Origin of the sequence: Mesorhizobium sp. M8A.F.Ca.ET.161.01.1.1 (assembly GCF_004792105.1) — a bacterium.
GTDB lineage: Bacteria > Pseudomonadota > Alphaproteobacteria > Rhizobiales > Rhizobiaceae > Mesorhizobium.
The window spans coordinates 196,187-215,996 of the sequence record NZ_SRTD01000003.1 but is presented as its reverse complement, the minus strand read 5'-3'; the positions used below and the strand labels follow the sequence as shown (position 1 = coordinate 215,996).

At 64.6% G+C, this 19,810-nt stretch carries 19 protein-coding genes; 11 read left to right on the top strand and 8 right to left on the bottom strand.

Annotated features, from left to right (window positions below):
• Window positions 1-203 precede the first annotated feature (203 nt).
• Together EN804_RS09725 and EN804_RS09720 are read left to right on the top strand one after the other, a co-directional pair.
• Window positions 204-932: an AzlC family ABC transporter permease gene (locus tag EN804_RS09725; protein WP_135919266.1), complete on the top strand. Its 729-nt coding sequence runs from the start codon at window positions 204-206 to the stop codon at window positions 930-932.
• Window positions 929-1,225 (top strand): AzlD family protein, encoded by a 297-nt coding sequence (locus tag EN804_RS09720; protein WP_127279896.1) that lies wholly within the window; start codon window positions 929-931, stop codon window positions 1,223-1,225. The genes EN804_RS09725 and EN804_RS09720 overlap by 4 nt, the downstream gene beginning before the upstream one ends.
• 351 nt (window positions 1,226-1,576) lie before the next feature.
• Here the strand turns inward: EN804_RS09720 and EN804_RS09715 are convergent, their stop codons facing one another.
• The 3 genes from EN804_RS09715 to EN804_RS09705 all read right to left on the bottom strand — a co-directional run bounded on the left by EN804_RS09715 (window position 1,577) and on the right by EN804_RS09705 (window position 5,169).
• Window positions 1,577-3,421, bottom strand: coding sequence for an aminopeptidase P family protein (locus tag EN804_RS09715; RefSeq protein WP_135866378.1), 1,845 nt, complete (start codon window positions 3,419-3,421; stop codon window positions 1,577-1,579).
• Window positions 3,422-3,652: 231 nt separating this feature from the next.
• Window positions 3,653-4,525: a 50S ribosomal protein L11 methyltransferase gene (locus tag EN804_RS09710; RefSeq protein WP_127281158.1), complete on the bottom strand. Its 873-nt coding sequence runs from the start codon at window positions 4,523-4,525 to the stop codon at window positions 3,653-3,655.
• Window positions 4,526-4,590: 65 nt separating this feature from the next.
• Window positions 4,591-5,169: an SCO family protein gene (locus tag EN804_RS09705; RefSeq protein WP_135866380.1), complete on the bottom strand. Its 579-nt coding sequence runs from the start codon at window positions 5,167-5,169 to the stop codon at window positions 4,591-4,593.
• Between the two features lie 194 nt (window positions 5,170-5,363).
• On the opposite strand from EN804_RS09705, the gene EN804_RS09700 reads away from it, so the two are divergent.
• The 3 genes from EN804_RS09700 to EN804_RS09690 all read left to right on the top strand — a co-directional run bounded on the left by EN804_RS09700 (window position 5,364) and on the right by EN804_RS09690 (window position 7,417).
• Entirely contained in the window at window positions 5,364-5,882 is a 519-nt protein-coding gene (locus EN804_RS09700) for a CreA family protein (RefSeq protein WP_127280861.1), read from the top strand.
• An 85-nt stretch (window positions 5,883-5,967) separates the two neighbouring features.
• A complete protein-coding gene (locus EN804_RS09695) occupies window positions 5,968-6,609 on the top strand; it encodes a DapH/DapD/GlmU-related protein (RefSeq protein WP_127280862.1) in 642 nt (213 codons plus the stop codon).
• Window positions 6,610-6,991: 382 nt separating this feature from the next.
• Window positions 6,992-7,417 (top strand): low affinity iron permease family protein, encoded by a 426-nt coding sequence (locus tag EN804_RS09690; protein ID WP_127871678.1) that lies wholly within the window; start codon window positions 6,992-6,994, stop codon window positions 7,415-7,417.
• A gap of 3 nt (window positions 7,418-7,420) precedes the next feature.
• Here EN804_RS09690 and EN804_RS09685 read toward each other — a convergent pair whose 3' ends face one another.
• Window positions 7,421-8,287 carry an SDR family NAD(P)-dependent oxidoreductase gene (locus tag EN804_RS09685; RefSeq protein WP_127871677.1) on the bottom strand — a complete coding sequence of 289 codons (867 nt, stop codon included), beginning with the start codon at window positions 8,285-8,287 and terminating at the stop codon, window positions 7,421-7,423.
• Window positions 8,288-8,424: 137 nt separating this feature from the next.
• On the opposite strand from EN804_RS09685, the gene EN804_RS09680 reads away from it, so the two are divergent.
• Entirely contained in the window at window positions 8,425-8,706 is a 282-nt protein-coding gene (locus tag EN804_RS09680; RefSeq protein WP_023792142.1) for a hypothetical protein, read from the top strand.
• 57 nt (window positions 8,707-8,763) lie between these two features.
• Here EN804_RS09680 and EN804_RS09675 read toward each other — a convergent pair whose 3' ends face one another.
• Window positions 8,764-9,339, bottom strand: coding sequence for a TMEM175 family protein (locus EN804_RS09675; protein ID WP_127280053.1), 576 nt, complete (start codon window positions 9,337-9,339; stop codon window positions 8,764-8,766).
• Window positions 9,340-9,579: 240 nt separating this feature from the next.
• On the opposite strand from EN804_RS09675, the gene EN804_RS09670 reads away from it, so the two are divergent.
• Window positions 9,580-9,987, top strand: coding sequence for an SH3 domain-containing protein (locus EN804_RS09670; protein ID WP_127871674.1), 408 nt, complete (start codon window positions 9,580-9,582; stop codon window positions 9,985-9,987).
• A gap of 211 nt (window positions 9,988-10,198) precedes the next feature.
• Window positions 10,199-11,407 (top strand): MFS transporter, encoded by a 1,209-nt coding sequence (locus EN804_RS09665; protein ID WP_135919265.1) that lies wholly within the window; start codon window positions 10,199-10,201, stop codon window positions 11,405-11,407.
• Between the two features lie 30 nt (window positions 11,408-11,437).
• Here the strand turns inward: EN804_RS09665 and EN804_RS09660 are convergent, their stop codons facing one another.
• From EN804_RS09660 to EN804_RS09650, 3 genes are read right to left on the bottom strand one after another with little or no spacing between them, the layout of a single operon-like run.
• On the bottom strand, window positions 11,438-12,898 hold the full coding sequence (locus tag EN804_RS09660) for an MATE family efflux transporter (RefSeq protein WP_246693403.1): 1,461 nt from the start codon (window positions 12,896-12,898) through the stop codon (window positions 11,438-11,440).
• 54 nt (window positions 12,899-12,952) lie between these two features.
• A complete protein-coding gene (locus EN804_RS37190) occupies window positions 12,953-13,177 on the bottom strand; it encodes a hypothetical protein (protein WP_189524478.1) in 225 nt (74 codons plus the stop codon).
• Between the two features lie 39 nt (window positions 13,178-13,216).
• Complete coding sequence (locus tag EN804_RS09650; RefSeq protein ID WP_135919263.1) at window positions 13,217-14,686, bottom strand: esterase-like activity of phytase family protein; 1,470 nt, start codon at window positions 14,684-14,686, stop codon at window positions 13,217-13,219.
• Window positions 14,687-14,968: 282 nt separating this feature from the next.
• On the opposite strand from EN804_RS09650, the gene EN804_RS09645 reads away from it, so the two are divergent.
• The 3 genes from EN804_RS09645 to EN804_RS09635 all read left to right on the top strand — a co-directional run bounded on the left by EN804_RS09645 (window position 14,969) and on the right by EN804_RS09635 (window position 19,792).
• Window positions 14,969-17,380: an FAD-dependent oxidoreductase gene (locus EN804_RS09645; protein WP_135919262.1), complete on the top strand. Its 2,412-nt coding sequence runs from the start codon at window positions 14,969-14,971 to the stop codon at window positions 17,378-17,380.
• A gap of 13 nt (window positions 17,381-17,393) precedes the next feature.
• On the top strand, window positions 17,394-18,947 hold the full coding sequence (locus EN804_RS09640) for a trimethylamine methyltransferase family protein (protein ID WP_135919261.1): 1,554 nt from the start codon (window positions 17,394-17,396) through the stop codon (window positions 18,945-18,947).
• A gap of 89 nt (window positions 18,948-19,036) precedes the next feature.
• Entirely contained in the window at window positions 19,037-19,792 is a 756-nt protein-coding gene (locus tag EN804_RS09635) for a DUF4239 domain-containing protein (RefSeq protein ID WP_135919260.1), read from the top strand.
• Window positions 19,793-19,810: the final 18 nt, after the last annotated feature.

Here is a 19,810-nt window from a genome sequence, read left to right as displayed (position 1 = left end):
CCAATCTGCAATCGCCGGACAATAGCGTGCCTTTACGCGGAACTGCAGAGCTATTGTGATCTCGCGTCGATATGACGGAGCGCTGGCCAAATTCCGGCGTGAAAGGCTTGCCGATGATTTCCGCTGATCGTTTGGCTCAAGCGAATTCGTGTGACAAGGCTGGGCATGCCCCCTACATACCGCCACTCCTCATGGAGTGGCCGATGGCGACGGACGTGATTTCAGAGAGCGGCGCGAAAAGCGATTTCTGGCAAGGGGTTAGGCTCTCCATGCCTGTTGTGGTGGCTTCGGCGCCGTTCGCGGTGCTGTTCGGCGCGCTCGCCGTCGACAATGGGTTTTCGGTCCTTGAAGCCTTCCTGATGAGCGCGCTGGTCTATGGCGGCGCCAGCCAGATGGTCGGCATCCAGCTGTTTGGCCAGCATGTCGCGCCATGGTTGGTCGTGCTTTCGATCTTCGCCGTCAACTTCCGCCACGTGCTCTATTCCGCCGGCATCGGCCGGCGCATCGCGCACTGGCCTGTCATCAGCCAAGCACTCGGCTATTTCATCCTCACCGATCCGCAATTCGCGGTCGCCGAGGCACGCGCGCAATCCGGCCAGAGTGTGGGCTTCGCCTGGTATCTGGGGCTTGGCCTGCCGGTCTATCTGTTCTGGATCGTCGAAAGCGCGCTCGGTGCGCTGTTCGGCAAGCTCATTCCCGATACGCATGCGCTGGGCATCGATTTCCTGCTGCCGATCTATTTCCTCGGCCTGGTGATGGGCTTCCGCAAGCGGCCGCTGTGGTTGCCGGTGGTCGTCGCCAGTGCCTGCGCGTCCATCATTGCCTACAAGACGGTGGGTTCGCCCTGGCACGTCTCCATCGGCGCCATCGCCGGCGTGCTGCTGGCTGTCATCCTGCCGCCGCACCATAGCGGCGTGGAGACAAGGCCATGAGCACGACATTCTGGATCATCATCGCCGGCGCGATCGCCACCTATCTCACGCGCATCGGCGGGCATCTGGTCATCTCCCGCTTCGACCACATCCATCCGCGCGTAGAAGCCGGCCTCAACGCGGTGCCGGCGGCAGTGCTGACGACGCTGGTGGCGCCGGAACTGCTGAATGCCGGACCGGCGGAGTGGGCAGCGTTGGTTGTCACGGCGGCGGTTTCGTTGCGTGGCGGGTTGATGGCGATGTTTTTGACGGGTGCTGCGGTGTTGATTCTGGCGCGGCAGTTCGTGGGATGATCTCGCCAGCGTGATCGTTTGCCCCATTTGACCTGCCGTCCTTCGCAGCGTGCATGGCGGCTTGGCCCATGCATTGGTCTCAGACTAGGTTGCGTCGGTCGACCCCCACTCCGTCTCGGCTTCGCCGAGCCACCTCTCCCCCGATCGACGGGGTAGAGGAAAGGCGCCAGGTTTTATGCCGTCAACGCTCGTCCAGCAAAGCTCCCTTCCTTTCCCTCCGGAGGGGGGAAAGGTGGCGCTGCGAAGCAGCGACGGATTGGGGGAACCACCTGGCAATCAAGCCTCGCACAGATCCGTCACCGCAGTCACAAAAGATGTGTGCATCGCCTAGCGCAACGGGGAGAAAGATGCTCAAATCTTCGCGTCGTGCGGCAGTGGTGCCGTCGCCTTTTCCAGCCAGGCCAGTGTTTCGCCGTCGAGCATCGGCCCGATCTCGGCCGCGACGCGGGCGTGGTAGGCGTCGAGCCAGTGCAGTTCGTCACGGGTCAGCAAGTCCGATCGCACCAGCCTGACGTCGATCGGCGCCAGCGTCAGCGTCTCGAAAGCGTGCATGGCGATGTCGCCGCCCTCGATCTGTTCGGCCGGCGTCACCAGGATGAGGTTCTCGATGCGGATGCCGTAGGCGCCTTCCTTGTAATAGCCGGGCTCGTTGGACAGCATCATGCCTTCGAGCAGCTTTTCGGTGCCGGTGCGGGCGATGCGCTGCGGACCCTCATGCACGGCAAGATAGGAGCCGACGCCATGGCCCGTGCCATGGGCGAAGTCGCAGCCATGCTTCCACAACGCCATGCGGGCGACGGCGTCGATCTCGGAGCCGCGCGTGCCGGCGGGGAAGCGCAGCGTGGAAATGCCGATCATGCCTTTCAGCACCAGCGTGAAGCGTTCGCGCATCTCTTCGGTCGGCTGGCCGATCGGCACGGTGCGGGTGATGTCCGTGGTGCCGTCCTGGTATTGCGCGCCGGAATCGAGCAGGAACAGCTCTCCGGCCTCAAGCTTGCGGCTGGTGGCGCGCGAGACGCGGTAATGCATGATGGCGCCGTTCGGGCCGGCGCCGGAAATAGTGTCGAAGGAGACATCGCGCAGCGGCATCTGGGTTTCCTCGCCGGTTTGCCGGCGCGTCTCTTCGAGCCTGGTGACGACCGCGATCTCGTCGAGCGAGCCGGGCTTCTGCCGGTCGAGCCAGCACAACAGCTTGGCCACCGCCGCGCCGTCGCGGCGATGCGCGGCGCGCGAGCCGTTGATCTCGGCCTGGTTTTTGGTGGCGCGAGGGATGCGGGCGGGGTCGGGCGCGGCAATCACCGTGCCGCCATTGTCCTCGACCAGCATGCGCAGCCGGTCGGCCGCCAGCACCGGATCGAGCGCGATTTTCGCGCCGCTCTTGGCAAGTGCTGCGATCGCGGCCTCGAATTCGCCGGGCTCATGCGGATCGGCAAGCTGGGTGAGGTAGGCGGCGACCTGGCGCGAGAACTTGCGGCTGTCTATGAACAGCTGGTGCGCCCCGTCGGCGGCGAGGATGGCGAAGCCGAGCGCCAGCGGCGTGTGCGGCACGTCGCCGCCACGGATGTTGAAGGCCCAGGCGATGGAGGAGGGGTCGGTCAGCACCGCATGGGTAGCGCCTTCCTTGCCGATCGCCGTCGCCAGCCGCGCCAGCTTGTCCTTGGCGAGCTCGCCGGCAAAGCCGATCGGGTGCAGCTCGACCGGGGTCACGGGTGCGCCGGGCTGATCCTTCCAGATGATGTCGATCGGGTTCCTGTCGAGCGGCACGAGCACCGCGCCGATCTTGTCGGCGGAGGCCTGCAGCGCCTTGACCTCGCCGATCGTGTGCAGCCAGGGATCGAAGCCCAGCCGCGCCCCTTTGCCCAGGTGATCCCTGAGCCAGACGGCAGGCGGGTTGTCGACGAGGCTTTCGATCGAGAAGATGCCGAGGTCGACTTCGCCCCGCACCTGCAGCGTGTAGCGCCCGTCGACAAAGACAAAGGCACGGTCGCGCAGCACGATGGCGACACCGGCCGAGCCGCTGAAGCCGGTCAGCCATTTCAGCCGTGCGGATCGATCGGCCACGTATTCGCCCTGGTGCTCGTCGGCGCGCGGAACGATGAAGCCATCGAGGCCATTGTCGCTGAGCCATTGGCGCAGCAGCGCCACGCGCGGCTTGCCGACCGCCGGGTCGCCCGCGGAATCGAAGGTCTGGAACATGGTGGGCCTCCTTGGTATCCGCGCGACCGTAACCTATGGGCCTGGAAAAGCGGAATCGATTTCCAGCTGGCGCAAACTGCTACAGCGACTGCCGGGTGACAACCAAATGAGACTGGTCCAGCCATGGCGTGAAAGGGGACGGCGCCGGCATTCTCTCGGTGATGCCGCCTTGCCAACACGCATCAAGTTCTAGGAATTAACCTACGAGGATCGGCAACCGGCTTGCCGGCCTCAATGCTTGAGGTGGATCGTCACCCAGCCCTCGCGGTGCAAGGTACTGATATGGCGGAAGTTCTGGCCGACATAGGCCGAGATCACCGCGTCACGCTGACGGTCGAGGATGCCCGACAGCACGATCGAGCCGCCAAGCGCGATATGGCCGGCCATTTGCGGCGCCAGCCGCATCAGCGGCCGCGCCAATATGTTGGCGACGATGAGATCGAAGGGCGCGCGCCTGGCAAAGATCGGGTGGTGAAAGCCCGGCGCGGTCACTGTCTCGATCAGGCCCTTGACGTGGTTCAGCCGCGCATTGGCGGCGGCGACCCTGACCGCCACCGGATCGATGTCGGTGGCCAGCACCGGAATATGCGCCAGCTTGGCGACGGCGATCGCCAGCACCGCGCTGCCGGTGCCAAGGTCGAGCGCGTTGCGCGGGTGCTCGCGCCGCACGACCTTCTCCAGCATTTCGAGGCATCCGGCGGTGGTGCCGTGATGGCCGGTGCCGAAGGCAAGGCCCGCCTCGATCTCGATGGCGAGTTCGCCACTGTGGCGCTTCCTGCTGTCATGCGCGCCGTGGACGAAGAAACGGCCGGCGCGCACCGGCTTCAGGCCTTCCAGCGACCGTGCCACCCAGTCGATGTCGGGCAGCGCCTCGCGCTCGATCGATCTCGACAGAGCGAGGCCGGCGAGAATGTCCTTCAGCCGCGCCTCGACCGCGTCGACGTCGCCATCGGCGTAGAGCGAGACCTCGTGGATGTCGGCGTCTTCGTCGACCTCCAGCACGGCGATCGGCAGGCCTTCATCCTCGAAGGCCGTTTCGAGCGCCGCGAAGATGCGGTCTGCCTCGATCTTTCCGGTGGTGAAATGGAGCCGCGTCTGGGTCATGTGAATTTATGTTCCTCCAGGCCTGATCTTGTCCGAAAACCGGTTCCACTTTTCGGGATCAAGCTCTAGCCCTTCGCGGCGAGGCGCTTCAGCTTGGCAACGGCAGTGTCGGCACTCTCGCCATAGGCGATCGTGCCGGCGAAGTCGCCCTTGGCGTTGAGCAGCAGCACAGAGGCGGTGTGGTCCATCGTGTAATCGCCATCGCCGGTGTCGACCTTTTTCCAGTAGATGCCGAACGACTTGGCCATGGCGTGGACCTTGTCCGGGTCGCCGGTGATGCCGGTGATGCGGTCGGAGAAATTGCTGACATAGGCGTTCATCACCTGCGGCGTGTCGCGCTCCGGGTCGACCGAGACGAAATAGGCGTGCAGGCTCGTGCCGTCGTCGCCGAGCGTCTTCAGCCAGCCGGAGAGCTCGAACAGCGTCGTCGGGCAGACTTCGGGGCAATGGGTAAAGCCGAAGAAGACGACGCTGGGCTGTCCGCGGAAAGCAGCCTCGGTGATCGGGGCGCCTTTCTGGTCGACCAGGGTGAAGGGCGCGCCGAACGGTTCGCCGCCATAGTGGCCGCGATACCAGTCGAAGGTCAGCCAGCCGATGCCGGCGGCCATCAGAACGAGAATGCCGACCAGGATAGAACGCATCATCAGAAATGTCCGTCTGTAACGTCATGGGGCGCCGGCCAAACCATGCGCGCCTTGTTCGGCCACAGTCTTAGCGGTTCGGCCCCGCGCAGGCAAAGTGCCGCGTTGCCGCAACCGTTGTGGTGTTGACCCATCTGCTTGCAAAGCCGCACAGTCTGCACCACCTGAGACCGGCAACTCGAACCGAGGAGGCTTCTTTGCTCGAACTGATTGGGCTCGAACTGGCCGGGCGAAAACTGATCGGCCGCGCCTTGGCCGCATGCGTCGTGCTTGGCGCCGGCAGCGCCGTTGCCGAGGAAGTCGGCAAGGTCGGCGTTGACTGGATCGGCAACGACATCATCGTCGAGGCGATCAAGGATCCGAAAGTGGAGGGTGTCACCTGCCACGTTTCCTATTTCGATCGCAGCGTCATCGACCGCCTGCACAAGGGCAATTGGTTCGAGGATCCCAGCGATTCCTCGATCTCCTGCCGTCAGACAGGTCCGATCACGATCGGCGATATTGATACGAGCGAAGGCGGCGAGGAGGTGTTCAAGCAAGGTATCAGCCTGATCTGGAAGAAGCAGGTGGTAAACCGCATCTACGACAAGGCCAACGAAACGCTGATCTATCTGTCGCATTCACGCCAGGTGCAGAACGGCTCGGCCAAAATGTCGGTCACGACCGTGCCGCTCTACGGCCAGAACGTGGTGTGGAGCAAGGGCAAACCGAAATAGGCGGGCGAACGTCTTCCTGGTCCTGTTCTGACCGATGATCGGCCCCGGCTTGCGGGACCAATCATCACGGCGTAAAGCCGCCGGCATGGACCGTTCCGAAGATCTCGTCGCGAAAGACCCTGAGCCGCGCATCCACCCGACCGCGGAGATGAAGGGCTGCAAGCTCGGCCGCTACGCCGCGATCGGCGAACGCGTCGTGCTGCGCGAGGTCATCGTCGGCGACTTCTCCTATTTCGAACGCCATGCCGAGGCGATCTATACGACGATCGGCAAATTCTGCTCGATCGCCGCCAACAGCCGCATTAATGCGCTGGAACATCCGATCGAGCGGTTGACCCAGCACAAGGTCAGCTATCGGCCGAACGAATATTTTCGCTGGCTGGGCGTCGATGCGGCATTCCGCGAGCGGCGGCGCTCGAAGGCCGTGACCATCGGCCATGATGTCTGGATCGGCCACGGCGCGGTCATCTTGCCTGGCATCGCCATCGGCAATGGCGCGGTCATCGGCGCCAATGCGGTGGTGACGCGGGACGTGCCGTCCTACACCATCGTCGCCGGCGTGCCGGCGAAGCCGATCAAGCCGCGCTTTGCCCCCGAAATAGCGGCGCGCATCGATGCTCTCGCCTGGTGGGACTGGCCGGTCGAAAAACTCGCCAGGGCGGTTCCCGACATGCAGGCGATGCCGATCGAGGCCTTCCTCGACCGCTGGGAAAACGACGCCGTTTGAGTTCCGGCAGAGAACGGCAGGGCCTGGCCGTCGCGACCGTGCAGAGTATCAACAGGCCAATGCCTTGCGGGTAAGTGAAGCGGCCGGCTGTCTGGGTGCGAGTTGGCTCTTCGGGGAACTATTCTTCGCGCTTTCCGGAATGAAGCCCCTTCCGCCATGCGGGGGTGGCGCGGCGGAAGGGGCTGGAGGTAAACCGCTGTGAAGCGGAGGAACAGGCTCTTTGCCTGCACGGTTACCATGACATTGAACCGATAAGGTGTGTTTTGCGCCGAATGCGCGCTGAGCGTGCATTCAATTGCGCCGGTTACATTCGGTTCTCGATGGGAACCCAAAGGTCCGCCGCTTGTTTCTCAATGCCGCAAACATTGAGGGCGCTCGATACATGGAAAAGCTTTTCACCAAGGCCGCCAACTGGGTCGCCCATATAACCGGCCTGCCGCTGACCTTTGCCGGCTGCTGCCTGGTCGTCATCGTCTGGGCGGTTAGCGGGCCGGTCTTTGGTTTCTCGGACACCTGGCAACTGGTGATCAACACCGGCACGACCATCATTACATTCCTGATGGTGTTCCTCATCCAGAACACCCAGAACCGTGACGGCGCGGCGATCCAGGCCAAGCTCGACGAATTGATCCGGGTCAGCGAGGGCCACAACAACTTTATCGGCATCGAACACCTGACCGAATCCGAGGTCGAGGAGATCCGCGCCAAATGCGAGCGAGCCGCTAAGCGGCACGACGAGAAGATCGCAACCACGGCGGCAAAGAAGGCGGTTGCCCAGAAGCGAGGCGCGAAAAAGAGCGCGGCTTGAAGCTCAGCCTTTCATGAACGCCGCGAATGCGTCCTTGTGGTCGGGATGCCAGCGCGACAGGGCAGGACGGTTTTCGATAATGTCGCCGATTGCCCAGGCCATGCGCTTTTCGTCCAGCGGCCGCGCCGCCTCATTGTCCGGGCACAGGATGTAGAAGTCGCGCCTGACCAGCGATTCCAGCATGAAATCGACGACCTGTTCACCCGTCCAGGCGCCAGCGGGCTTTTCCGTCGCGCCTTCGGTGAGGCCGGTATAGGTGAAGCCGGGGATGAGCAGATGCGCCGACAGGCGGCCGCCGGGCTCGTTCCTTAGCGCGTGCGCCAGGCCTTCGGTAAAGGTCTTCACGCCAGCCTTGGAAACATTGTAGGCGAGGTTGCCGGGCGGCGTGGTGATGCCTTGCTTGGAGCCGGTGTTGACGATCAGGCCCGGCTTGGCCGCCGCCAGCATGCGCGGCGCGAAGGCTTCGACGCCATGCACGACGCCCCAGAAATTGATGTCGAGCAGCCGCTTCCAGCCATCGCGGTTTTCCCAGGGCTTTCCAGGATTGTCGCCGACGCCGGCATTGTTCATCAGCAGCGAGACCTCGCCAAAGGCGCCGAATGCCCGGTCGGCGAGGCGATCGACCTCATCGGCCTTCGAAACGTCCGATGCAACCGCAAGCACGGCGTCGTCGCCGGCGATGGCGGCAACGGCCCGCGAGGCATCGTCGAGGCGCGGACCAGCGATGTCGGCGAGCACGATCTTCATGCCCATCAACGCCAGCCGTTTGGCCGCCGCGAGGCCAATGCCGCTGGCGGCGCCGGTGATGACGGCGGTATTGCCTCGGCCAAGCGCTGGCAGGGCAGTCTGGATCTCGGCGTCGGGGATCATCGGCGGTGGTTTCCTTTTTTCGAATGGCGCCGAACTTAGCGCCGGAACGGGCTTGTGCAAGCCTTTGTGGGGGCTCGTCGGGTTGACCAGTCCGGTCGTGGCTGCGCATGCTGTGACGCCAAAAGGGAGATTTCCGATTGACGGATTGGGTTGCAATTCTGAAGGAGCAGACCGCCACCGGCGACCAGATGGGACGCGAGGTGCCACAGATGTTGGCCAACCCTGATATCAGCGAAGCTCAGGTGAAAACCTTGTTCTCCGCACTGGAAAAGCAAGCCGAGTTCGTCGAGAAACTGCGCATGGCGCTGGAGAAGTTCGGCCATGATTTCTCGATCATCAAGGCGGCGGAGCGGCTGGAAGAGCGCTACGCCGACCTTGCCGCTTCCGTGGCGGAGAAGCTGAAAGCGATGCGCGGTTAAGCAAGTCCAGGAAAGTGTGAGGTGGTTTTCCCTCAGGAATTGCGCCGGACAAAGAAGCTACTTTTCCAATACCCGTGCAAAGCGGGTGTCCGGCACCAGCCAAACCAGGGCGACGGCAACATAGAGCGCCACGCCGATCCACCGGTCGAGGAAGGTCAGCCCAACGGCCGCTACGTAGACGGCAAGCGAAATCCTTCCCTTGCGGTCGCGACCGATGGCCTTGGCGAATCCGGTATCCGGCCCATGCAGCCGATGCAGTGCAATCACCAGCATGCTGTAGGCGGTCGCACACATTACAAGGTCGAAACCGTAGACCGCGACCGGCACCGTGGCGAAATGGTTCTCGCCCATGAAGGCGGTCGTCACCGGCATTAGGGATAACCAGAACAGCAGATGCAGGTTCGCCCACAGCACGTGGCCGTCGACACGCTGCACGGTGTGGAACATGTTGTGCAGATTGTTCCAGTAGATGCCGACATTGATGAAGGAGAGCACGTAGCACAGGAAGATCGGCCACTGCGGCAGCAGGGCCGAAAAATCCTCGCCCTCCGGTACCTTCAGGTCCAGCACCATGATGGTGATGATGATCGCCACCACACCGTCGGTGAATGCCTCGACCCTGCCTTTGCCCATGATCACTGCCTCGGTCCGCGACGAATTGCCGAAAGATAGTAAATCGTTAGCGGATGTTGGCGCGCCGATAAACGGCGCACGAAAAAATCCTCAACTATATCAGGGGAAACCATACGCCCGGACCGGTGATCGTGGTGGTTGGCGTTGGCCACTTGTTGACTTTTCTTGGCGCTGCCTCTCCCCTTGCGATGCAGTCCCGGCCGAAGCAGTCGAACGGCCGGCGACCGAATGGAGGGACTGATGAAACTTCGATTTCTGCTTGCGATAGCGACCATTCTGGCCGCCGTCTTGGGGACGTCCGCCGCCGCCTTCGCCTACGGCGCCCATACCACGACCAGCCTCAACGTGCGCACCGGGCCTGGCGCGGGATACGCCAAGGTCGGGACGCTGCCGGCCGGCTTCAGGGTCGACGTGACCGGCTGCCAGCCTGGCTGGTGCAGGATCCATGGCGGCGGTGTCAGCGGCTGGGCCAGTTCCGGCTATCTCTCGCGGACCCATGTCGTGCATCCGCCGGTCATCATCGTGCGCCCGCCGCATCGGCCGCCGCACTGGCACCATCGGCCTCATCACCGTCCTCCGCACCACCGCCCGCCGCACAAGCCGCGTCCCGGCAAATGCAAGATTGCGCCCGGCTTTCCCTGCAAGTAGGCCCGGTTTCCTGCAAATAGACCGCTTGCATCCAATACGGCACGAAGGGATGCCGTGACCGATCGGGGCCGCTGGCCCCGATCAGCGTTTTTGGCAATGGGCCTGGTGGGGCAAGGCCCACCGTGGTGTCAGGAGCGTGGCCGTTCACCGGAACGCCTGTCGTAAGGGCGCGTTAACGTCGCGATCCCTGAAACTGGTGACGAGGTTGGCCATGGCCTTTCGCGATTTGGCGCAGACCCAGAACGAGGCCAGCGGCGACGTCCTCGCGATCCCGGCTGTCGCGGCGATGATCGCGGTGCTGTTTGCCGGCAGCACGGTGCTGACGCCTCTCTATATCATCTACAAGCTGCAATTCGGCTTTTCGCAGATCACTCTGACGCTGATCTACGCGGTCTATGTCGTCGGCAATCTCGGCGCCTTGCTGGTGTTCGGTGGCGTGTCGGACGTGGTCGGACGCCGGCCAGCAGCGCTGGCGGCGATGATCGTGGCCATTGTCAGCGCGCTTATCTTCCTGTTCGCCGGAAATGTCGTGTCGCTCGACGTGGCACGCATCCTGAGCGGGCTTGGTATCGGCATCGGCGCGGGGACCGGGACCGCCTGGATTGCCGAGCTTCTGCCGGCCGCCGACAAATCACGTGCCAGCGTCATCACCACCAGCACCAACTTCCTCGGTCTCGGTTTCGGGTCGCTGATATCGGGACTGTTGGCTCAATACGAGCCCTGGCCGCTGAGCCTGGTCTTCATCGTCTATCTCATGGCGCTCGCGGTGGTCGCGGTCCTGGTCTGGCGCACTCGTGAGACCGTGGCGAAGCCGGGTGGCCTGGGGCGGATTTCGATGCGGCCGCACCTCTCCGTGCCTGAGAAGATACGCACGCGCTTCGTCGCGCCGGCGGTGACCGGTTTCGGCGCGATGGCGTTGGTCGGCTTCTATGCCGCGTTGGCGCCGAGCATCCTGGCGCAGCAGCTGCACGAGGCAAACCATGCCGTTGCCGGCGCTCTGTTCTTTGAACTGGCGATCGTCGCGGCGGCCAGCATCGTGGCGCTGATGCGTGTGCAGAGCAGCAAGGCCATGCTGGCCGCCCTGGCCTTGATGATCCCAAGCGTGCTGCTGGTGGTGGCGGCGCAGATGCTGGCCTCGATGGCATTGATGATCGTGGCGACGGCCTGCTGCGGTGTCGTGGCCGCCCTTGGCTACCGGGGCGGCCTGCAGGTGGTGAACGAGATCGCGCCGCAGGATCGCCGTGCCGAAGTGGTGTCCAGCTTCTTCGTCTGCTGCTTTGTCGGCAACGCCTTGCCTGTCATCGGCATCGGGGTCGTGTCGACCTATTCCAGCCCTGTCGCGGCGAGCCTGGCCTTCGCGGTCATGATCATCGTCTTCGCGCTGGTGGCGCTTGCCTTCGGGCTCAGGCAAAGACGCTGAGACAGCCGTCAACTGGCCGGCAGCCGTGCTTCACCCGCGCGGCGTTTCAGGCGTCATGTTCGCGCGCTGGCGCGGCATGCCAAGGCCGGTGTCGGGCGGTTCGCCGGCAGCCGGCCTGTTCTCGATCATGTGCAAGCTGCGCCAGCCGCCGAAGCGGTAGTAGGCCGCAGCCAGGACCAGCGAGGCGATCGAACCGGCCGGGAAACTCCACCACAGCGCTTCCTCGCCGATCACGCCGCGCATGTAATAGGCGAAGCCGGTGCGCACGACGAGCACCGAGATCACCAGGATGATCAGCGGCGGCATCACGGCCCCCGTGGCGCGCACCGTGGCGAACAGCACAATGGTGATGCCGAACAGGATGAACGACCAGGACGCGACCGTGTTGATGTGGGCAGCGATATCGATGGCGGCGCTGTCACTGCTCAGGAACAGGCCCAGGATCGAGCGGTCGAAGACCCATAGCAGCGCGACGAGGGCGCCGGTCAGGACGAGATTGAAGCCGACGCCGGAGGCGGCAACGCGGCCGATCCGGTCCCAGCGGCCCGCGCCGACATTCTGCGCCGCCATCGAAGAGACCGCGGCGCCGATGGCGAGTGCCGGCATCTGGATGTAGGTCCAGAGCTGCGCGGCGATGCCGTAGGCGGCGGCAACCTGCGAACCATAGGAGTTGACGATGCCCATCACCGTCAGCGCCGCCGCCGAGATGACGATCATCTGCAGGCCCATCGGCACGCCCTTGAAGACGACGATGCGCAGCAGCGCCGGATCGGGGCGCAGCAGAGCGAGATTGGCGCCGGCCAGCCGCAACGGATGCTTGCGCGCGTAGAGCACGACTAGGATGGCGATGACGCTCACGGTCTGGCCGATCAGCGTCGAGGTGGCGGAACCGGCGATGCCGAGTTCGGGAAACGGGCCGATGCCGCGGATGAGCAGGGGATTGAGCACAATGTCGAGCACCACCGCCAGCGCCATGAAGATGAAGGGCGTGCGGGAATCTCCGGCACCGCGCAGCACGGTCATGACGAAGGACAGAAGGTTCATCATCGGCACGGCGACAAAGATGATGCGCAGGTAGGAGCGCGCCAGCGGCAAGGCGTCGGCCGGCGTGCCAAGCGCGCCCAGGATGGCATCGACCCAGATCCAGCCGCAGACCGCGAACACCACCGAAACAAGGAAAAAGAAAGTGGCGCTGGTGCCGACGATGCGGCGCGCCTCGGGCAGGTCGCGGGCGCCGACCGACTGCGCCACCAGGATGGTGGCCGCCATGCCGATGCCGAACACCGTGCCGAGGATCAGGAACAGAACGAGGTTGGCGTTCGAGGTCGCGGTCAGCGCCGATTCGCCGAGGAATCGGCCCACCCAGACGGCATTGACCGAGCCGTTCAGCGATTGCAGCACATTGGAGCCGAGCACCGGCAGGGCGAACAGCAGCAGCGTGCGCGGGATCGGGCCGCTGGTCAGGTCGCCGGTGCGCCGACGCGCGGGCATTTTTTCGTCCATAACTAAGGCCTATCTCGAGTCCAGTGCGCGATGATCGCAGATTCAACCGGACAGGTCGATGTAGGCGGACGGTCCAAGGCGTTCGCGCCATGATGGGACATCATCGACCTCGACAGCCGGGTCAACGGAGCCCGCCCAGGTCTTCGTGCGGCCCAACCTGTCGGCCGCCGGCAAGATCATGGCCGTGTCGAGCAGGACGGCCGAGCCGATCGATGCGGGCGTGCCGAAGGACGCCGAGTTCTTGAAGTAAGCCTCCACAACCTGCACAAGCGGACGCGCCAGGCGCGCCCGTTTGTGAGGTGATCGTTACTTCTTGCCGAGACCCGGCAGCGTCACCCGATAGACCAGGAGCATGGTGTCGACATCGGCGCCGTCATCGGCCTTGTAGGGGGCGCCGACCTGGAAGCCGTCCTGGGCGAGGAAGTCATTGTCGTTGCCGACGAACAGGAAATAGTCGTCGGGCAGCTTCGGATCGAGGATGCTCGCGACCGACATCGCTTCCCACTTTTCCGAGAGCTCATTGTGGTCCTTCGCCCCGCCATTGTGCAGGCCGAAGCGGCCGAGTTCGCCGGCGTCGTTGATGTCGATGAACGGCGTCAGCTTGGCCGGGGTCACCGACGGATCAAGCACGCCCTTGGGCGCGACCGGCTTGTCGGCGGCGTCGAACGCGCCGCCCGCGATGTCGGTCGCGCCCGAAAGGTCGACGATGTTGATCTGGCGGTAGAGTGACGCGTCACCCTTCTTCAAGCCCTGGCCGTTGCCGCTGTCGCGCGCCAGCATCAGGAAGGACGTGTCCGAAAGCGCCACGATCTCGCTTTGCGCGGCGACCTTGGTCTTGCCCTTGGCATCCTTGAACACCGGCAGCGGCACGACATATTCATGCGCGAGCTTCAGATGGGCGAGGTCGGAGGCATCATAGACCAGCGCCCGGGTATTCTGCCGTGTCGAGGGTGAATCGCCGCCATCCTGCCTCGGAGCCGACTGCAGCACGGCGATCAGGAACTTGCCGTCCGGTGTCATCGCCATGCCTTCGAGACCCTGGTTGTTCTGGCGCCCGGTTTCGGGATCCTTCGGATCAGGGTCGGCGGCGCCCGGGCCGGGATTGTCGGAGGAGAAGTTCGGCGCCCCCTTGCGCATCGGCACGAGGGCCGCCGGCGGCTGGGTCGCCGACATCAGGCGGCCTTGCGCGGAGAACCTGTAGATGTTGGGCCCGTACTCGTCGGAGATGAACATCGAACCGTCGGGCAGCCGCACGATAGCCTCATTGTCGAGGGCGAGCTTGCCGTTGGTGGCGACGGGCAGCATCGGCATGTCGCCGGCGGCCGGGCGCACATCCGACAGTGGATCGAGGCCGGTGGCATCGGCGCCCTTGTCGTCGGTGAGAAGCATGGTGTCGGCAAGCGTCGCCTTGACGCCCGTCTGCTCCTGGCCGGCGGCGGGAGCAGCGCCTGGCGCGACAGGCGTGAACTCGATGCCGATGATGTTGAGACGCGGCCGGTAGTCGGTGGTGCCGGCGACATTGTAGCCACGGTCGGGCAGGAGCCAGAGCGATCCCTTGTAGGTGCCCGCATCATGCGTCCAGCCGGATGTGTCGATCGCCATGCCGGAGCCCGAGCCGAAGGTCTCGCCGAACTTGTCGCGCTGGTCGGCCGGGATGCGGCCGACGCCGACCAGGCCCTTGTTGACGTAGGCCACGCCGTCGGCAAGCGCCGGGTTGAGAGCGGTGAACAAGGCCAGCGCGACGCCGAGCGAGGCGGTTCGGTGCAAATGTTTCATGGACAATCCTCTTTGTGACGAAGCATGCCGGAGCGGCCGAAGGACAAACGGAAAGAGGTGCCGCATCGATGATGCCGCGCATGCCTCCCCGAGAGCGATCTAAGGCGTCAACATGATGCTTGCGTGACAGTGCGCGGGGCCGACCAGCGGCGATCTCCAAGTGCCGATGAAAACGCTGGGACGGCATGAGATTGTTGATCGCCCATCCGCAGCATTCCGTGCACTAGACACTTATGTACAGTGCGTATATGGTGCCGCCACTGACAGACCGGGAGGGAAGCCTTGAAGTCGCACTACCGCGCAGTTGTCATCGGGGGTGGCGTGGTGGGCGCCTCGGTGCTCTACCACCTGACGCGGTTCGGCTGGAGCGATGTGGCGCTGATCGAGCGCGCCGAACTGACCGCCGGCTCGACCTGGCACGCGGCGGCCGGTTTCCATGCGCTCAACGCCGATCCCAATGTCGCTGCGCTGCAGGACTACACCATCAACCTCTACCGCGAGATCGAGGCCGAATCCGGCTGGGATATCGGGCTGCACATGACCGGCGGCGTCAACATCGCCAGTGATCCGGCGCGCTGGGAGTGGCTGAAATCGGCGTGGGCGGTGTTCCAATCGGTTGGCATTGAGACCGCCCGGCTGGTTACGCCCGACGAGATCAAGGCGATCTGCCCGATCGTCGACGTCACCGGCGTGCTCGGCGGCCTGCACGATTCCAACGAAGGTCATCTCGATCCCTACGGCACGACGCATGCCTATGCGGGTGCTGCCAAGAAGCGTGGCGCCGATGTCATCCTGCGTAACCGCGTGGTCGAGCTGAAGGCGCGCGCCGACGGCCAGTGGGATGTCGTCACCGAGCAGGGCACCATCGTTGCCGAGCATGTCGTCAACGCCGGCGGGTTGTGGGCCAAGCAGCTCGGCCGCATGGCTGGCGTAGACCTGCCGGTGACGCCGATGGAGCATCACTATTTCGTCACCGAGGACATTCCCGAGATCGCGGCGCTCGACCGGGAGATCGGCCTCGCCGTCGATCTCGACGGCTTTTCCTACCTGCGCCAGGAGCGCAAGGGCGTGCTGCTCGGCGTTTACGAGCAGAACCCGAAGCACTGGAACATGGACGGCGCGCCGTGGGACTACGGCATCGAGCTGATCCCGGAAGACATCGACCGCATCAGCCCGGAACTCGCCAAGGCGCATGAACGCTTTCCCTGCCTGGCGACGGCCGGCATTCGCAAATGGGTCAACGGCGCCTTCACCTTCACCCCCGATGGCAATCCGATCGTCGGTCCGGTGCGCGGCCTGAAAAATTACTGGGTCGCCTGCGGCGTCATGGCCGGCTTCAGCCAGGGCGGCGGCGTCGGCAAGTCGCTGGCCGAATGGATGATTTATGGCGAGCCGCAGGCCGACATCTTCGGCATGGACATCGCCCGCTATGGCGCCTTCGCCGCCAACCGCGAATATCTCAGGCAGACGACGCGCCAGTTCTATTCACGCCGCTTCGTCATGACCTTTCCCAATGAGCGATTGCCGGCGGGCCGGCCACTGAAACGCCCCGGCGCCTATGACGGGATGGCTGCTGCCGGCTGCGAATGGACGGCCTCCTGGGGGCTGGAAATCCCGGCCTATTTCGCGCCGATGGGTTTTCGCGAGAACACGACGCTCAAGCGCTCCAACGCCTTCGACATCGTCGGCGACGAAGCGCTGCAGGTGCGCCGTGCCGCCGGCCTCATCGATATCTCGGCCTATTCGCGCTACGCGATTTCAGGGCCGGGCGCCGAGGCGTGGCTCGACCGGCTGCTCGCCTGCCGGCTGCCGAAAGCCGGCCAGGCGCGGCTGGCGCCGATGCTCGGGCCGGACGGGCGGTTGAAGGGCGATCTCACCGTCATCAACTGGGGCGGCGGCGACTATTGGCTGATGGGCTCCTACTATCTCCGGGAATTTCACCTGCGCTGGTTCGAGAGCCACGCGGGAGCAGGCGTCACGGTCACCGACATTTCGGATGTGATGAGCGGATTCCTGCTGACCGGACCGAATGCGCGCAAGATCCTGGAACGAACGACGCATCAGGACGTGTCGGGCAAGGCGCTGCCGTTCATGGCCTGCGGCGCGTTCGATGTCGGCATGGTGCACACGCGGGTTGCCCGTCTCTCCATCGCCGGCGAACTCGGCTTCGAGATCAGCTGCCCCATGACCATGCACGCCACATTGCGCGAAACGCTGCTTGCCGCCGGCGAGGACCTCGGCCTGGCCGAGATCGGCTATTACGCGCTCAATGCGCTCAGGCTGGAGAAGAGCTTCGGCATCTGGTCGCGCGAATTCACGCAGGGCTACACGCCCGGCCAGACCGGGCTCGATCGTTTCATCGCCTTCGACAAGGGCGATTTCGTCGGCCGCGACGCGGCGCTGAAGGAACGAGACGCCGGCGCCGCGCAGCGGATCGTGACGCTGGAGATCGACGCCGTCGATGCCGATGCCAGCGGCTTCGAGCCGGTCTGGCATGGCGGCCGGCGCGTCGGCTTCGTCACCTCCGGCGGATTTGGCTACACGATCGGCAAGAGCGTCGCGCTGGCGTTGGTGGACGACGATTTCGCCGGGGAGGGGACGGCGCTTTCGGTACACATTGTCGGCGTCGAACGGCCTGCGCGGGTCATCTCTGCCTCGCCCTATGATCCCCAGGGCAAGGCGATGCGGCAATGAGGAGGAACTTCCGATGATCGATGAGGCGGCACGAGACAGCAGGCGCGAACGCCGGCGCGGACGCACCGGCGAGGCGGGCAGCGAATCCAGCCGCAAGCCCAATTACCGGTCGCTGAAGAATCCATTCCTCCCGCAGCCGATCTTTTCCGACGACCAGGTGGCGTCGATCCACGACACGGCGCTGCGGGTGCTGGAAGAGCTCGGCATCAAGGTGCTGCTGCCGCAGGCGCGCGAAGTGCTCGCCCGCGCCGGCGCGCTGGTCGATCCCGAGACCGACATGGTGCGCATCGGCCGCGACATGGTGATGCCAGCCTTGGCCTCGGCGCCGCGATCGATCCACGCCAATGCAGGCGCGCGTGCTCGCGATCTGTTGCTCGAACTGGGTTCGATGACATTCCTGGCGGGCTCCGGCGCGCCCAACGTCACCGATCTCGACCGCGGCCGGCGACCCGGAACGCTGGTCGCCTTCGAGGAACTCATCAAGCTGGTGCAGCATTTCGATGTCCTGCACATGCTGGGGCCGTGCATCGAGCCGCAGGACATCGACAATCGTTTTCGCCACTATGCCGTCAATCGGGCGCAGCTGACCCTGTCGGACAAATTCCCGTTCGTGTTCGCGCGCGGCACGCCGCAGGTCGATGACAGTTTCGAGATGATCAGGCTGGCCCGCGGGCTGTCCGAAGACGAGTTCCGCTCGGGCGCGCATTGCTACACCGTCATCAACACCAACTCGCCGCGCCAGCTCGACATCCCGATGGCGCAAGGCATCATCGATTTCGCCAAGGCGGGGCAGGTGCTGATCATCACGCCGTTCTGCCTGGCCGGTGCGATGGCGCCGATCACGGTGGCCGGCGCCCTGACGCTGCAGCATGCCGAAGCGCTGGCCGGGCTGACGCTGGCGCAGATCGTGCGGCCGGGCGCGCCGGTGGTCTACGGTTCCTTCTCCTCCAATGTCGACATGAAATCGGGCGCGCCGGCCTTCGGCACGCCGGAGCACGTCAAGGCCACACTGGGCGCGGGCCAACTGGCGCGCTTCACCGGTCTGCCATGGCGCTCGGGCGGCGGCAGCGCGGCCAACATTTCGGACGCGCAGGCGGCGCACGAGACGCAGTTCGCGCTTTGGGGCTCGGTGCTGTCGGGCGCCACCGTCTGCATCCATGCGGCCGGCTGGCTGGAAGGCGGCTTGAGTGTTTCCCTGGAAAAGCTGGTTACCGATATCGAGGCGCTGCAGACGGTCGCCGAACTCTGCGCCGCGACGCCCGGCGACGACGACGCAATTGGCTTCGAGGCGATCGCCGAAGTGCAGCCGGGCGGCCACTTTTTCTCGGCTGGCCATACGATGGCGCGCTACCGCACCGCCTTCTACGAGCCGCTGGTGGCCGACTGGTCGAATTTCGGCAACTGGACGAAAAGCGGTTCGAAGAACGCCACCGAACGCGCCACCGGCGTCTGGAAACGCATCCTTGCCGATTTCGAGCCGCCCGCTTCGGCCGCCGCCACGTCAGGCGTGCTCGACGCGTTCATCGCCCGGCGCACCGAAGAAGGTGGAGCGGCACCGGTTTCCTGAAGGCCGGCAAACGCGCACCAAGAGGTCTGAAGCTGGCTCAATTCCAGCAGCCATTGGCAATTCGTGCGTCTCGTGCAGAAATGAGCGGCATGCGCGAAGCGTCGATCGCAATGGTGATCTTCCTGTGCCTGGCGGGGGCAGCTTTCGCCGCCATGGCGGTCTGGCCCAGGATGCCGGTCAGGCATCGCGACGACGATACGAATGCAGTGGTCCGGCTCGCCGCCAATCTGTTCGGAGTGATGACCTCGCTGATGCTTGGGCTGATGATCAACTCGGCCAAGAACACCTTCGAATCGATCGATCACAATGTGCATGCCTATGCGACGGAGCTGATCCTGCTCGACAGGACCTTGCGCCAGTACGGACCGCAAACCGAAACGGTGCGCCAGCCGCTGGTTGCCTATGTGCAGGGGGTGGTGGCCGATGCCATGCAGGGCGACGAGACGCCTGCCGCCGGCAACGAGCTGTCCGAACATCTGTTGACGGAGATCGGCACGCGGCTGAGCGCGCTGCCGCCGGCCGACGCGGCGCGCGCCTCCGTCTTGCAGGACGCCCGTCAGCGCCTGCAGAAAGTGCTGGAATTGCGCTGGGTGCTGATCGAGCAGTCGGAGGGCACGATCCCCTGGCCGCTGATCGTCATGCTGGTTACGTGGCTGGCGCTGATCTTCGCCAGTTTCGGGTTCAGGGCGCCGAGGAATGCGATCACTGCCGCGACCTTCATGGTCTCGGCCGCGCTGATTGCCGGGGCGATCTACCTGATCCTGGACATGGATGTGGCGTTCTCCGGCCCGATCCAGATTTCGTCGGCGCCGCTGGAGCGGGCCTTGGCGGAATTGCAGCGATGATGCGGAACCGGCGGCATT

Bases quoted from the DNA above. Each gene is read 5' to 3' on its own strand.
- EN804_RS09725 (WP_135919266.1), top strand. From the start codon at position 204: ATGGCGACGGACGTGATTTCAGAGAGCGGCGCGAAAAGCGATTTCTGG.
- EN804_RS09720 (WP_127279896.1), top strand. From the start codon at position 929: ATGAGCACGACATTCTGGATCATCATCGCCGGCGCGATCGCCACCTAT.
- EN804_RS09715 (WP_135866378.1), bottom strand. From the start codon at position 3,421: ATGTTCCAGACCTTCGATTCCGCGGGCGACCCGGCGGTCGGCAAGCCG.
- EN804_RS09710 (WP_127281158.1), bottom strand. From the start codon at position 4,525: ATGACCCAGACGCGGCTCCATTTCACCACCGGAAAGATCGAGGCAGAC.
- EN804_RS09705 (WP_135866380.1), bottom strand. From the start codon at position 5,169: ATGATGCGTTCTATCCTGGTCGGCATTCTCGTTCTGATGGCCGCCGGC.
- EN804_RS09695 (WP_127280862.1), top strand. From the start codon at position 5,968: ATGGACCGTTCCGAAGATCTCGTCGCGAAAGACCCTGAGCCGCGCATC.
- EN804_RS09690 (WP_127871678.1), top strand. From the start codon at position 6,992: ATGGAAAAGCTTTTCACCAAGGCCGCCAACTGGGTCGCCCATATAACC.
- EN804_RS09685 (WP_127871677.1), bottom strand. From the start codon at position 8,287: ATGATCCCCGACGCCGAGATCCAGACTGCCCTGCCAGCGCTTGGCCGA.
- EN804_RS09675 (WP_127280053.1), bottom strand. From the start codon at position 9,339: ATGGGCAAAGGCAGGGTCGAGGCATTCACCGACGGTGTGGTGGCGATC.
- EN804_RS09670 (WP_127871674.1), top strand. From the start codon at position 9,580: ATGAAACTTCGATTTCTGCTTGCGATAGCGACCATTCTGGCCGCCGTC.
- EN804_RS09665 (WP_135919265.1), top strand. From the start codon at position 10,199: ATGGCCTTTCGCGATTTGGCGCAGACCCAGAACGAGGCCAGCGGCGAC.
- EN804_RS09660 (WP_246693403.1), bottom strand. From the start codon at position 12,898: ATGCCCGCGCGTCGGCGCACCGGCGACCTGACCAGCGGCCCGATCCCG.
- EN804_RS09650 (WP_135919263.1), bottom strand. From the start codon at position 14,686: ATGAAACATTTGCACCGAACCGCCTCGCTCGGCGTCGCGCTGGCCTTG.
- EN804_RS09640 (WP_135919261.1), top strand. From the start codon at position 17,394: ATGATCGATGAGGCGGCACGAGACAGCAGGCGCGAACGCCGGCGCGGA.
- EN804_RS09635 (WP_135919260.1), top strand. From the start codon at position 19,037: ATGCGCGAAGCGTCGATCGCAATGGTGATCTTCCTGTGCCTGGCGGGG.